Origin of the sequence: Rhodococcus sp. JVH1, assembly GCF_000280725.2 — a bacterium.
GTDB lineage: Bacteria > Actinomycetota > Actinomycetes > Mycobacteriales > Mycobacteriaceae > Rhodococcus_F > Rhodococcus_F jostii_A.
Window position 1 is genome coordinate 4,219,262 of record NZ_CP166289.1, and the last position, 12,573, is coordinate 4,231,834.

Below are 12,573 nucleotides of genomic sequence, written 5' to 3' on the forward strand. Positions count from 1 at the left end.
CGAATCAGTCGAGGTGAGCCGACAACAGCCACGCAGGCAACTTGGACCGGCCCTTCTCGTCGTGCTCCCAGTTCACGGCCTGCTCCGGGCCGAGCAGCGCGTGGATGAAGGCCGGACGAATGTCGTCGATGGTCCAGAACTCGGCGACGGCCTCGCGCAGCTCGTCGTCGGTCACCGGGTTCGGTCCCTCGCCCTCGGGGAAGGCGCCCTTCGCGAACACCAGGATGTAGTACGACGCGCCGGGCGCGGCCGCCCGAGCGACCGCGCGCAGGTAGTCGCGCCGTCGGTCGACGGGAAGGGAATGGAACAGGGTGCTGTCGACGATCGTGGAGAACCGGCCGTCGAAACCCGTGAACGAACTGATGTCCGCCACCTGATACGTCGCCGTCGTCAGTCCACGATCGGCGGCGGCGGCCTGAGCCACCGCGATGGCCGTCGGCGACAGGTCCAGACCCACCACCGTGTACCCCTGCTCCGCCAGCTGGAGGGACGTCTCGGCATGTCCGCAGCCCGCGTCCAGCACGTCGCTGCGGAACTTGCCCTCCGCGATCAGCCCGGCGATCTCGGGCTGCGGCTCACCGATGTTCCACGGCACCGGCCCCGTAAATACCTCCGCGTCACCTCGGTAGATGTCGTCCCACGGCGCAACCTGGTTGTCCTCGGTCATGACATCGACGGTACGCCCGCACTACCGTGCCGATGTGGATCTTTTCTCACGCTCGTGGTCGGCGCTGCGCACCGCGGTCGCCGAGCTGCCGGACGACGACTTCGCACAGCAGTCCGGCTGTAGCGGCTGGCTCGTGCGGGATCTGGTGTGCCACCTGATCATCGACGCGCAGGACGTCCTGATCACCCTCGTCACCCCCTCCGACATGGAACCGACTCGCGATGCCGTGACCTACTGGGACCTCGCCGACACGCCGCCGACCGGCGACGACCCGCTCGACGCGCTGATCGTCCGGCTGGCCGCCGCGTACCAGGAGCCACGGCTGCTGAAGTTCCACTTCGACGACGTCGGCTCCGCTGCCGGCCGCGCCGCCGAACTCGCCGACCCGGACCTGCGGGTCAGCACCCGCGACGAGGTGCTTACCGCAGGCGAGTACCTCTCCGCGTACGTCTTGGAGTCGACGCTGCACCACCTCGACCTGATCGCTTGCCTCCCAGGCGTGGCGGACCCGCCCGCAGAGGGCCTCGCCCGGTCCCGCGACTTGCTGGAGAAGATCGCCGGGGCCGCATTCCCCGCGTCATTCTCCGACAGGGACACACTGCTGGTCGGCACCGGACGACGGGGCCCGACCGACTCGGAGAAGGCCGACCTCGGCGAGCTGGCGATGAAACTCCCGCTCATCCTCGAATGACTCGGATTACGTCTACCTCAGTGATGAGTCAGCTGGATCACGCCGTCGGGCAGATTTCATCGAACATATCGCGGACCGGATGAATCGATCTGGACGAATTCCGATATCAGCCGAATCTGCGTCGACCATGCGGTAAGCCTTTAGTCCGAAAGCCGCACTGCCTTCCACGCGAGCGGTCATGCACCAGCGAGGAAGCTGAAATCAAACGCGCTCGAGGTACGGGCGAGGTTCGTGTGCGAAAGAATCAGGCCCTGGCGGCGGGGTCCTCCTCGGATCCCAGGTTCCGCACCAGCCACCGATCGTCGACGAGATGCATCAGGATCGGAAACACCGGCCGAGGAACGTTCGGCTCCCACACACCGCTCTCGAGCGTCGACATCTCGTGCACATAGAGCACCTCCACACCGGGGCCGACGATCCTTGTTCCGGTACCGATCCCCCACGTCGCCGGGTCCGGCAGCATCGCCCGGAACGACCGCACATGCACGCGCTCGAAATGAACCCACAGCGGATGCTCCGGCACCGGACCTGCGAGGGCCGCCGCGACCGCCTCACCCTCCCAACCGTCAACGGTCATCTGATAGTGGTTGTCCCGCACCCACCGCCATGCGAGTACCGACCGGAAGTCGGGATCCACGTTCGGCCACACCGATAACAGATCCCCGTCGACGCACACCGACGTCAAGAACGCCCACGCCGCACTCACCAGCTTCGTATGCCCGAGGAACCGCACCAATTCCGTCGGATCCATCGCACGTAGCTCGAGGTAGGCCTCCCGCATCTCGGGCAGCAAGGCGCTGACCTGTTCGTCGGTCAATTCCGGAAGGGAGGACGCCGCCGGCACCGCACCAAGGTCGGGAGCCTCGCCTCGGGCGACGAGCAAGGCGCGGACGGTGTCGACGAACCGTGGGGTCAGCCGCTCGAGCGACTCGAGCAGTTCCCCCACCGTGCGCGGCGGGAGCATGTTCCGGGCGACCAGGGCATGCATGCACTCGAGCACCGCGTCCGGGTCCAGATCGAGCAGATCACAGAGGAATTCGTCGGGGTGGATCGCCTCGACGTCGAACGGGACGAGGGCCGCCGGCGGGAAATCCTGCACGGTTGCGGTCACGATCACACCCGCACCGGATCGCACCGCCGCAGCCAGGACGTGCCGGTCCTTCGGATCGTTGGTCATCGCGGGGATCAGCTCACGGTATCCGCGTGATTCCTCCTCTGCGAGGGGAAATGCTCTGCGCATCTGCTGCACTCGCCGCACCGCCTGCTGCGGCGACTTACCGAACCTCTCCCCGGACAGGGTGCGCTCGACCTCGTCGAGCAGATCCGGCGTCCACACCGGCCGGAACAACTCGGCATCGGCCAGCGTCAGCAGCAGGTTGTTCAGGGTCTGGGGAAGCATGACGCACGTGTCGAGAACCACCCGAAAGGTCGTCATGGTCGCCCCGCCCTATATCAACGAGTCGACACGAAGCCGTCAGCGGCATCGCCCGGGTCCGGGGGTTCCTCGTGCGCCATCTCCTCGAACACCTGGCCCCGACGCGCCCGCTCACCCTGCTGGAATGCGAGCACGTCCGCCAACTCCACCCGCCGATGCCGGCCGGGCGAGGTGTACGGAATCTTCCCCGCTTCCAACAATCGCACCAACGTCGGCCGCGTAATCCCCAACAGGTCCGCAGCCTCCTGCGTCGTCAACATCGTGCGATGCGGTTCCACCGTCACCGCCTGACCCCGATCCAAAGCAGCAACCGCGTCGACGAGCAAACCCCGGACACTGTCCGGCAACGGCACCGACCCGCCCGGGGACGAGATCGACACCTCCTCGGAACCAGCAAGAACGGCCTTCAGCGCTGCGAGAAGATCCCGATCGTCGGTGGCCGGCGGCAATACCGTGTGGTTCGTCCCAGCGCCCATACCTCACCATAAAACGAAAAAAACGAACACACAATGCGGCTGGGCGCGGCAGCGGAACGGATGACGGACTCAGGCTCGGTCGATGGTGACGACGGCCGCTGGGGTCCTGGGTTCACGCCGCCCGGATCGCGAACGAAATACGTTGCTCAACATGCAAAAAGTGTCACCTTCCCATCCCATCCCGTAGGTGAAAGCGCATCGCGGGAAGTCATCGACCGCGATGATCGTTCCATGCCGATCTCGGAATGGAACCAGGACAGTTTGGTGTGGCGCTTCGTTATGACCGACGACGGTCCGGACTTCTACGAGACTCCGGGCTTTGAGCCGCCGGCTGCGTGGCTGCTCGCGATCGGAGCCGTTGCCCGCGATCTGTGGTGCCTGCGATACGGACGCGACGTGCAGGTAGAACGTCTGGTGTGGGAACTCGCGATCACTGACCAGTACGCCGTCACCATCGGCTGGCGAGGGCCGGGGGTCGGTGGGTTCAACCTCTGCCACGGCGTTTCGATGGAAGCCCCCTACCCGCAGGCCACGGTCTGGGTCGCCGACACCGCGCAAGGCGAGCTGACCGGCTACGAGTTCATCCAATGGCCATCGCGAGGACGGCACATCCTCAACCCCCGCCTCCGCCAGGAAGAACCGGTGTGGGTCGACCCGCACACAGGCACCGCGGTCGCCGCCATCGGCGAACTGTGCGAGCAGCGCACCGCCTGGGACGCCCTTGACCGGCACCCGGGGGAATGACCGCCCGGGTCCGTTGTCGACCTCCCTTGGCTCTGAGCAACTCCTCGGCGTTAACCAGATATTGGTACCCGTAACCGAATGCCGCGCGCCGCCGTCAGGTCACTTCGTCTCCAGATTGATGGTTGTGGCGGAGTCGGCCAAGTGGCGAGTAATTCACGCTGGCTACTCGCCTTCGGATTCTTGGGTGCCGGGCCTCGGCTGTTCATTCTGTTTCGGCGCTGCCGGCACCCATTCCCGCAGTTGTTGAACCACCGTGCCGTAGAACGCGTCGGTCGATGACGTCACGCTGGTGATGAAGCTCGCCGCGGTGCCCGACCGCCGGCCTCCCATCGGGAAGGCTTGTTCGAGGGAGAAGGAGACGATGTCTCCGGATCGCCCATTGGTCAGTACCTTCGGGTCCGCTCGCACCGTGTCGAGGTGCTCGCAGGCTTCGTTGCCGCGCTCGGAGAACACCGCTTCGACCTGAACGTCGCCGGGTACGTCCTTGAGTTGCCTGAGTAGCCACGACAGCCGACGACCGGAGGTGCCCTCGTTCGGTGCCTCCACGGTGGTGCGGCAGCGGATCTTGTTGGTCCGCACATCCGCGATCACCACCAGATCGCCGGCGGTCTCCGGGATCCGCAGCACCGCTTCGAACACCCCGTCGGTGGCCAACCTTTCGGCTACCGCCGCATTGCGGGCCGCCGGGTCGCTGCCGTGCCGGCGGGGCAGGATGTGTTTGACGGTGACACCGAGTTCGGCCGTCAGTCGCAGCGCGAGATGACGGGAGAGGGACACCCAGGTGTCCGCCACGGCGGCGGCCTTCTGGTCGCCGGCGCGGAGGGTACCGGCGGTGACCGCGTCGCGGACGGTCACCCAGTGCCGGCCCATGTCGACGAACTCGGCCGCCCCGGAGCGGGGGTGATCGAGGTAGCGCAGGAACTCGGCCAGCATCCAGGCCTGCAGGCCATCGTCGATACCGCCGTGCGAGAGCAACATCCGTGCCTCGTGCCCCACCTCCGCCCACGACAAATGCCGCAGCGCGACCTTGGCGAGCTTGCGACGGTCGACCTCCACCGGCAACTCCCCGGCACTGGCGGGGACGTCGTTCGACAGGCTGACCACCACGTCGTACTGCTTCTTCCGCGCCACGTCGAGATAGTTCTCGAGCTGCTCCTTCTCGAGCTTGCCGTTGCCGGTCTTGACCTCGAGCAGGCCGGTCCACACCCTGGCGCCGCGGGAGACCTTCAGCACCGCGTCAGGGATCACCTTCGTCTCACCCCGCTCGTACGCCACCTCGACATAACCTTCGAAGACACCGACCGGGGCACCCATCCGGGCGCACACCGCGCGTGCGAAGGGGCGCACCGCCTGCATGGTGGCGATCAAGGCTGAGGTAGCGCGCCGCTCCTGTTCCTCCCCGGTCCCGACACCGATGACCGAGAACAACCGCGCCGGCTGCCAGGTGTCCTGTTCGGCGAGGGTGAATTCGACCGGCTTCGACTTTTTCACCGTCCGCTTGGCGGTGCGGACACCCCGGGGTCGCGCCTTCGTCTGTGTCGCCGGTGCGGTGGGTGGGGTGGGCAGTTCGGGCACCAGTTGCGGGGCGTCGCCGGCGGACCCGTTCGGCGGCGAAGCGGGTTCGGCACGGCCGGATGAGTCATCACCGGTGGTGGGTTCGAGATCCGGCTCGTTGTCGATGTCGACGCCGAAGTCCGTGGCCAAACCTGCCAGTCCGGACTCCCAGCCCTGCCCGACCGCCCGGATCTTCCACTCGGCACCCCGGCGGTACACCTCGCCGAACACAAACGCCGACTCGGTTGTGGCATCGGCCGTGACGTACTCCGCCAACGTGTACCCGGCCCCGTCGACGACACGCAGAGCGAGCTTTCCGAGATCACCGAACCTGCCCTCGCCCACACTGCCGACCAGGGCCACGGTGTGCACGTCTTCCGGCACAGTGGACAGGTCGATGGCGATCCTCGCCTGCGCACCTTCCTCGGTGCCGCTCGTACCCAGGAAGCGGATCGACCCGTCTGTCGATTCGGGCTGGTTGTAGAACACGAAATCCTCGTCGGAGCGCACTTTCCCCTCCGCGTTCAACAACAGCGCGGAGGCATCGACCTCGACCTCCGACTCGGTCCACCCGAGCACCACATCGATTTGCTCCACCTCAGCGGGCAGAGACATGTTCTGTCCCTTGGACAGCATCGGAAACTCCACCGGAACCACCCTCGTTCGACCCGGAACCGCACCAACCCTGCGGGGCCGGGCAGAGCCTGAGCCGACTACCGACGTCCGTCGCATCAACTGCGCATACTAATCGGTTCGTTTCATTCAGGGACAACACCTGGCAAACATTGTGTCGCCGCGTGTCCGCACAGCGCGATCGTGCCGGCTTGTCCCAGCAACCCGCTGTCGTCTATGCGAATGACATTGCAGACAAACCAAAGTGAGCAGGGGTGACGGTAATCCAGGAAGGGCAAGCTCAGCACTTGCGGCACGCGACCAGCCCGGTCGAGCAGAGTCGCGGAGCTATCGGGAGGGCTCCACCACAGGTCGCCGCGTCAGACGCCGAGCAACAGAATCCCGGTCGCTGGCAACGCAATGACCTTGACGATTTTCCAGGCCGATATAGACGTAGTGCGCGTGAGAACGGGGGACGTCTTCACCGGCGAGGACGCGGTCGGATCGACGTGTCAACCGGGGGCGAACACCGACCAGTTGCACCACGAGCACCGCGACCGCCGCAGATCCTGCCACCACTACTCGGGTAGGCGGCCCGTCGATGAGGAGTCCGGCAACGAGCAGTGCCGCCCAGACCACCTCGGCGACGTTCAGCGCACGGAACACGAGCCGGCCGATCCCCAATCCGAGGGGCACCGTCACCCCGGGTGCCGCGGAACTTGAGCGGCGCTTCGAGGAACGAGATCGCGAGCACCATTCCCAGCCAGGTGAAGGTCACCGCGATCGAGACGGCATGCGCTGCGGTCATCTGGCGTCCTTTCTCCTGCCCTCGCCGGTGCGGCCAGCTTGATCTCAGTCAGTCTGCACCAGCCACCGGAGCACACCATCGCTGCCGACGACATCACCTTCCTCGACTTCGGCCAGATCCTCGAGGCTTGGGAAGCGGACTTCGATCGCACCTACGTCCTCGGTGACGAACCCGCCAAGATTGCACTCCGCGACGCTCTCGAGTCGGTGTGGGAGCGCGGCTGCAACTACTTTCATGCACACCTACGGCACGCTGCGTCGGCGTGATGCAGGTCCACCGGCGGTGCGCCTTCGAGCCTGGTTCATCACACATGCGGCCCGGTCCCCGTGAGCGGATCGTTACTGCCCGGACCATCGTCGGGTTCCGAGCGGCAACGCGTGCTTCCTACGGCCGCTCGAAGGCCGAATCATCCGGCTCGGCACTGTCCCGCAAGGAGAGCCACGTTGTCCTACGTCAAGCCACCCGACTTGGTCACGGCGATGATCGACGCCGGTGCGTCCAAGGTGTTGATGTCCACACGCGACACCGTGATTCGCGCCTACATGGGCGGTGCGATACTCGCACTCGGCGCGGTGTTCGCGGTCACGGTCGGCGTGCAGACAGGCCAACCGCTCATTGGTGCGTTGCTCTTTCCGGTCGGGTTCTGCATTCTGTATCTGCTCGGCTACGACCTCCTCACCGGTGTATTCGTGCTCGCCCCGATGGCCTGGTTCGACAAGCGGCCGGGATTGACCGGGTTCGGAGTTCTCCGGAACTGGGGTCTGGTGTTCCTCGGCAACTTCCTCGGCGCATTCACCGTCGCTGTGATGATGGCGATCGTCTTCACCTACGGATTTGCGGCCGACCCCAACCAGATCGGCTAGGCCATCGGACATCTCGGCGAGTCGCGCACACTCGGTTACGCCGAGTACGGTGCCTCGGGCATGTTGACGCTCTTCGTCCGCGGCGTGCTGTGCAACTGGATGGTCTCCACCGGGGTTGCCGGGGCGATGATCGCCACCGACGTCCCCGGCAAAGTGATCGCGATGTGGATGCCCGTCATGCTGTTCTTCGCGATGGCATTCGAACATTCCGTCGTCAACATGTTCCTGTTCCCCTCAGGCCTGCTGCTCGGTGGCGACTTCACACTCCTCGACTACCTGATCTGGAACGAAATCCCCACCGTGCTCGGCAACATGGTCGGCGGACTGGTATTCACCGGCCTGGCCCTGTACCTCGCGCACCGGCACACCTCCGGCACCCGTGTTGCCGACCGGGAAGCAGAGTTCGAGACACTCTGAAGAGGGCTTCGACACGTGCCGACGTGGCATCCGCTGCGTCGGCACGTGTCTTCGCTTTGTGCCGGGTCGCGATAACCTACGGATCCCGGCACGGCGAGCGTTTCAGGAACGCACGGACCGATTCCTTGCTTCGTCGAGGCGGCGGTGAACCCTCGCGAACAGTGTGGCCCGCACCGACCGACCGACGTATCCGAATTCGACTCTCCGCGGTTGCCGTCCGGTGACGAGGGGTCGCTTGCGGTTTCGCGATGGTGCTCAGGTGAGCAATCCTGGCGGGCCTTCGTGGCGATGATCTGGACCAGGTCGTCGAGTGCGGTGAGGGTGGCGCCGCTGTCACGGTCGACGAGCCAGCGCAGTACCACTCCGTCGAGCGCAGCCAGGGCGAAGCGCACGATCTGGTCGACCGGAGTGCTCCAGGTGACGCCGGCCCGGTGTGCACACAGGTCGAGGAACACGACGGCCTCGGTGTCCATGGTGCGGTACTGGTGGGCCGCGATTGCTCCGGGGGAGTCATTGCCGGCCCCGCGTTGGCGCAGGGCTTGCGCGGTGATCTCGTAGGTCAGCAACTGATGGTCGGGACTGGCTTCGATGATCGGCCACAGGCCGCGAATTCCGGCCCCCAGGAGTTCCCGAAGACCCGCGATACCGCGCAGTTCCAGAGGACCGACCAGCTGACTGAAGGCCAGGCGCATCGCCTCACTGATCTCGAGGATCAGGCACTGCCCCAACTCGGTGAGAAGCTCTTCCTTGTGCTCGAAGTGGTAGTGCACCACCCCGAGTGACACCCCGGCGGTCTCGGCCACATTACGGATGGTCAGCGCATCAGCGGGAAGCCTTTGCATTCCCGGATCGTATGCGTTCGATCCTCTCGAGGAGACGAATCGGACCGCCACCGTGTCCCACGTCACGGTGTGCCCAGTCGGACCGTAGGGTCAGCTGCGGCTGCAGCGACGATCGTGTTGGGGCGTCCGTCCCGGTGTCCCATTGGCGGTGCCGCCGAGCAACAGTGCACGATCGCCGAGGCTCGAAAATACTCGAGATTGCCCTGCCGGCGTCGAGACGATCCGTACCGATGAATCTGTGCGGCTCGGGGCCGAAGGCGAGATCGGACGTCCCGGTCGGGGCTACTTCGACGACAGCCACAGCCTGAATGCTTCGGCCGTCGCAGCCTGCAAAGTCGTCCCGCGGGTGGCTACTTCGATCTTCACCTGCCGCAGCAACTCCGGGTCCACGCGCGCGGAGAACTGCGGGAGTTTCGCCGCACCGACGGAGACCGGAGCGGCCTCGGCTGTAGTACTCGGGAAGAGCGGATCCGAATCACAATCCGGCGCCGCGATCTGCAGCACGGTGTCGGATGCTCCCGCGGAGTGCTCGTTGCCCATCTTCATCTCCTTGACGTACCGATGAGGTAGCTGTTCGACGAGAGCGGCGGCCTCGGTGCCGCACCCTCGCGTGTTCAGTCCGGGAGGGCTGACTTTGCAGGCACATGTTGAGTGTTACGCGAAGTATCGGAAAAATTCTGTTGCCCACATTTACGACCAGAGCGGACGGAACTTGAAGCTGACACATTGAAAGATAGCACGCGTGATCGCAATGTAACTTGTTACCAGAAAAATAAACAAATACGAGAATTGTGACATCGGCCCGAAAAAAGGGACGCTCACCGTTTCTGTAATTGTTTTGACGCCGGGTACCGTACCGCCGGTATGAAATGGCATGCAATGTAGCTTGGTAACAATATTTCAATCTAACTTATCGAACGTCCAACCCATATAAATTAGCGAACCTTGCTGTACGTCCAACCAGCATAAAGAAGCGAACCTTGCTGTACGTCCAACCGAAAGCGAAACGCGCACTGCCAGGTCCGATCCGGGTTCTCCTGCTCAGGCGCGCGCTTCTAGTTCTTGTGAAGAACAGTACTTTTCTCCGTAACTGCGGCGGTCACACCTCTTCGGCCGACAGTTTCCAAATCGACGAATTCCCGCGAAGGCGTGGATTCGCTATTCGGGCGTAAATTAATTAATAACCGACACACCGCGCCGGTCGTTGACACATACCGGGTGGTTTGCGAATGATTCCTGCCATCAACCGCTCCACGGTGAGGGGAAATTCGTGACATCGGTGCACACTTCGATCCAGGCGCGTTCTCGGCGTCGCTGGTTTGTGGCGGGGGCGGCCATGGCGACCGCCACGGCTGTGATCGTCTTCGGTGGAGTCGCGTCAGCGGCTCATCCTCCGGTCGGACTGGGGACAGCCAACTCCTTCGCGATATTGGCGGGCCAAACGGTCACCAACACCGGCCCGTCGATCATCTCCGGGGACCTGGGTGTCAGTCCGGGCAGCGCGGTCACCGGCTTTCCGCCGGGAACGGTGATCAACGGCACGCAACACGTTGCCGATGCCGTTGCGCTGCAGGCTCAATCCGATCTGACGACGGCATACAACGATGCGGCCGGCCGGCCGGCCACCGCGGCGGCGCCCCCCGATCTCGGTGGCCTGACTCTGGTCGATGGCACCTACAACACGGCCGGCCCGATGGGACTGACCGGCACCGTCACCCTCGATGCGCAGGGTGATCCCAACTCGGTGTTTATTTTTCAGGCCGGGTCCACGTTGATCACCGCGTCGGGCAGCACGGTCGCTCTCATCAACGGGGCCTCCCCGTGCAACGTGTTCTGGCAGGTGGGTAGCTCAGCGACCCTGGGGACCAACACCACCTTCGTCGGAACCATCATGGCGTTGACCTCGATCTCGGTGCAGACCGGCACCACCGTGAACGGACGCGTCTTGGCACGCAACGGCGCAGTCACTCTGGACACCAACACCATCACCCGGCCCAACTGCGTCACGCCGCCGCCGACGTCCACGACGACACCGCCGCCGACCACGACAACCACGACCACGGCACCGCCGACCACCACTACTACGACCGTCACCAACGGTCCCATCATTCCGATTCCCATTCCGATTCCCATCCCCATTCCGATCCCCCCCGGCGGAGGCATCCCCGGTGTCCCCGGCATCCCCGGTGTCCCCGGAATTCCCGGCCCTCCCGCTCCTCCGGGCCCGCCGGCACCCCCCGGCCCTCCAGCTCCCCCCGCTCCTCCGGCTCCTCCGGCTCCCCCCGCTCCCCCCGGCGGTCCTGGTGGACCTGGTGAGCAGGGCGGACCCGGAGAACAAGGTGGCCCGGGTGAGCAAGGTGGCCCGGGTGAGCAAGGCGGACCCGGCGAACAAGGCGGACCCGGCGGCGGAGGCAAGGGCGGCCCCGGTGGCAACGGATACATCATCCCCAAGGGGCATCCGGAAACGGGGGCTGGCGGCACCACTCCCCACTCAGATGACAACGTTCTCCGCTCCCTCGCAGGTCTGGCCCTGGCCGGATCGGGCATAGCGGCAGGCCAGGGGGCCCGACTGCGCAGGAGGCAGCGATGAGCGACCCGAGCCCCGAATACCCCGAGCCCGTCCCGGGCCCCGAGTGGCCAGGGCTCGAGGGGGCGATGGGCAGGGTGAAACGCTGGTGGGTGGTGGCAGCGGTCCTGATACTCATCGCGACGGCTGTCCTCGCCCTGCGCAGCTATCAGGAGTCGGGAGATCCCCAGCTCGGACAGCCATCCGTGACCGACACCGTGGCGGCGCCCTCCGACGGGGCGTCCGGCCCGGCACCGGTCGCGTTGCGGATCCCTGCACTGGGGGTGGACGAAACACTCATCACTCTTGGTCTCAATCCCGACGAAACAGTCGAGGTGCCCGCCGATTTCGACAAGCCGGGGTGGTACAAGTTCGGGCCGGCTCCGGGCCAGCTGGGTTCGGCAGTGATCCTGGGGCACGTCGATTCCTATGAGGGTCCGGCGGTGTTCTACCGATTGAAAGACCTCGAGGCGGGAGATTCGATCGAGGTGAGCTTGGCCGACGGCACCATCGCTCATTTCGCGGTCACCAGGGTGGAGACGTATCCGAAGACGGAGTTCCCGGCCGAGGAGGTGTACGGCTCTCACGGTGATGAAACGCTGCAACTGGTCACCTGTGGGGGAGAGTACGACGCGGACGCCCGTAGCTACCTGTCCAACATCGTGGCCTACACCTCTCTGGTTGATACAGACAGCGGGGAAGCTCCGGCCGCTGCCGGCCAGAAATGATCTGGCAACCGGGAAGTTCACGGGAGGTGAGTATTCGGCCCACCGTGGTCGGTTGTGGAGGCATGCTGTGGACTCGACGAGACTGTGGGGTACGACCCCGCGCAGGTTCTCGGCACGTCGAGATGTAGTCGATCAATCTTGTCGCCGCAGCCCGGGCGGCCGGCGGCCGG

Annotated in this window: 10 protein-coding genes and 3 pseudogenes; 6 read left to right on the forward strand and 7 right to left on the reverse strand. The window is 65.1% G+C overall.

Annotation, left to right across the window (positions count from 1 at the left end):
- Positions 1 to 4: 4 nt before the first annotated feature.
- On the reverse strand, positions 5 to 667 hold the full coding sequence (locus JVH1_RS19465) for a class I SAM-dependent methyltransferase (protein WP_009476514.1): 663 nt from the start codon (positions 665 to 667) through the stop codon (positions 5 to 7).
- Between the two features lie 34 nt (positions 668 to 701).
- On the opposite strand from JVH1_RS19465, the gene JVH1_RS19470 reads away from it, so the two are divergent.
- The gene (locus JVH1_RS19470; RefSeq protein ID WP_043780163.1) at positions 702 to 1,358 is read left to right on the forward strand and encodes a maleylpyruvate isomerase N-terminal domain-containing protein; all 657 of its coding nucleotides are present in this window, start codon (positions 702 to 704) and stop codon (positions 1,356 to 1,358) included.
- Positions 1,359 to 1,602: 244 nt separating this feature from the next.
- On the opposite strand, the gene JVH1_RS19475 is transcribed toward JVH1_RS19470, so the two are convergent.
- Positions 1,603 to 2,793 carry a PIN domain-containing protein gene (locus JVH1_RS19475; RefSeq protein WP_043780162.1) on the reverse strand — a complete coding sequence of 397 codons (1,191 nt, stop codon included), beginning with the start codon at positions 2,791 to 2,793 and terminating at the stop codon, positions 1,603 to 1,605.
- Positions 2,794 to 2,810: 17 nt separating this feature from the next.
- A complete protein-coding gene (locus tag JVH1_RS19480; RefSeq protein WP_011596129.1) occupies positions 2,811 to 3,269 on the reverse strand; it encodes a helix-turn-helix domain-containing protein in 459 nt (152 codons plus the stop codon).
- Between the two features lie 231 nt (positions 3,270 to 3,500).
- Here JVH1_RS19480 and JVH1_RS19485 point away from each other — a divergent pair, with 231 nt between their 5' ends.
- Positions 3,501 to 4,013: a hypothetical protein gene (locus JVH1_RS19485; RefSeq protein WP_009476510.1), complete on the forward strand. Its 513-nt coding sequence runs from the start codon at positions 3,501 to 3,503 to the stop codon at positions 4,011 to 4,013.
- Positions 4,014 to 4,175: 162 nt separating this feature from the next.
- On the opposite strand, the gene JVH1_RS19490 is transcribed toward JVH1_RS19485, so the two are convergent.
- Positions 4,176 to 6,215, reverse strand: coding sequence for a TerD family protein (locus tag JVH1_RS19490; RefSeq protein ID WP_009476509.1), 2,040 nt, complete (start codon positions 6,213 to 6,215; stop codon positions 4,176 to 4,178).
- 344 nt (positions 6,216 to 6,559) lie between these two features.
- Positions 6,560 to 6,987: pseudogene (locus JVH1_RS19495) on the reverse strand (hypothetical protein).
- A gap of 38 nt (positions 6,988 to 7,025) precedes the next feature.
- Here JVH1_RS19495 and JVH1_RS19500 point away from each other — a divergent pair.
- On the forward strand, positions 7,026 to 7,253 hold the full coding sequence (locus JVH1_RS19500; RefSeq protein ID WP_009476507.1) for a M24 family metallopeptidase: 228 nt from the start codon (positions 7,026 to 7,028) through the stop codon (positions 7,251 to 7,253).
- Between the two features lie 177 nt (positions 7,254 to 7,430).
- Positions 7,431 to 8,267 (forward strand): annotated as a pseudogene (locus JVH1_RS19505) (formate/nitrite transporter family protein).
- 272 nt (positions 8,268 to 8,539) lie between these two features.
- On the opposite strand, the pseudogene JVH1_RS19510 reads toward JVH1_RS19505, so the two are convergent.
- Together JVH1_RS19510 and JVH1_RS19515 are read right to left on the reverse strand one after the other, a co-directional pair.
- Positions 8,540 to 9,109, reverse strand: a pseudogene (locus tag JVH1_RS19510) (TetR/AcrR family transcriptional regulator); the annotation flags it as partial.
- Positions 9,110 to 9,391: 282 nt separating this feature from the next.
- The gene (locus JVH1_RS19515; RefSeq protein WP_016884814.1) at positions 9,392 to 9,655 is read right to left on the reverse strand and encodes a hypothetical protein; all 264 of its coding nucleotides are present in this window, start codon (positions 9,653 to 9,655) and stop codon (positions 9,392 to 9,394) included.
- 790 nt (positions 9,656 to 10,445) lie between these two features.
- On the opposite strand from JVH1_RS19515, the gene JVH1_RS19520 reads away from it, so the two are divergent.
- Positions 10,446 to 11,699 carry an ice-binding family protein gene (locus tag JVH1_RS19520; RefSeq protein WP_083849794.1) on the forward strand — a complete coding sequence of 418 codons (1,254 nt, stop codon included), beginning with the start codon at positions 10,446 to 10,448 and terminating at the stop codon, positions 11,697 to 11,699.
- The gene (locus JVH1_RS19525) at positions 11,696 to 12,403 is read left to right on the forward strand and encodes a class F sortase (protein WP_009476501.1); all 708 of its coding nucleotides are present in this window, start codon (positions 11,696 to 11,698) and stop codon (positions 12,401 to 12,403) included. Before JVH1_RS19520 ends, JVH1_RS19525 begins: the two co-directional genes overlap by 4 nt.
- Positions 12,404 to 12,573 lie beyond the last annotated feature (170 nt).

Bases quoted from the DNA above. Each gene is read 5' to 3' on its own strand.
- JVH1_RS19525 (WP_009476501.1), top strand. From the start codon at position 11,696: ATGAGCGACCCGAGCCCCGAATACCCCGAGCCCGTCCCGGGCCCCGAG.
- JVH1_RS19465 (WP_009476514.1), bottom strand. From the start codon at position 667: ATGACCGAGGACAACCAGGTTGCGCCGTGGGACGACATCTACCGAGGT.
- JVH1_RS19515 (WP_016884814.1), bottom strand. From the start codon at position 9,655: ATGAAGATGGGCAACGAGCACTCCGCGGGAGCATCCGACACCGTGCTG.
- JVH1_RS19485 (WP_009476510.1), top strand. From the start codon at position 3,501: ATGCCGATCTCGGAATGGAACCAGGACAGTTTGGTGTGGCGCTTCGTT.
- JVH1_RS19480 (WP_011596129.1), bottom strand. From the start codon at position 3,269: ATGGGCGCTGGGACGAACCACACGGTATTGCCGCCGGCCACCGACGAT.
- JVH1_RS19520 (WP_083849794.1), top strand. From the start codon at position 10,446: ATGGCGACCGCCACGGCTGTGATCGTCTTCGGTGGAGTCGCGTCAGCG.
- JVH1_RS19475 (WP_043780162.1), bottom strand. From the start codon at position 2,793: ATGACGACCTTTCGGGTGGTTCTCGACACGTGCGTCATGCTTCCCCAG.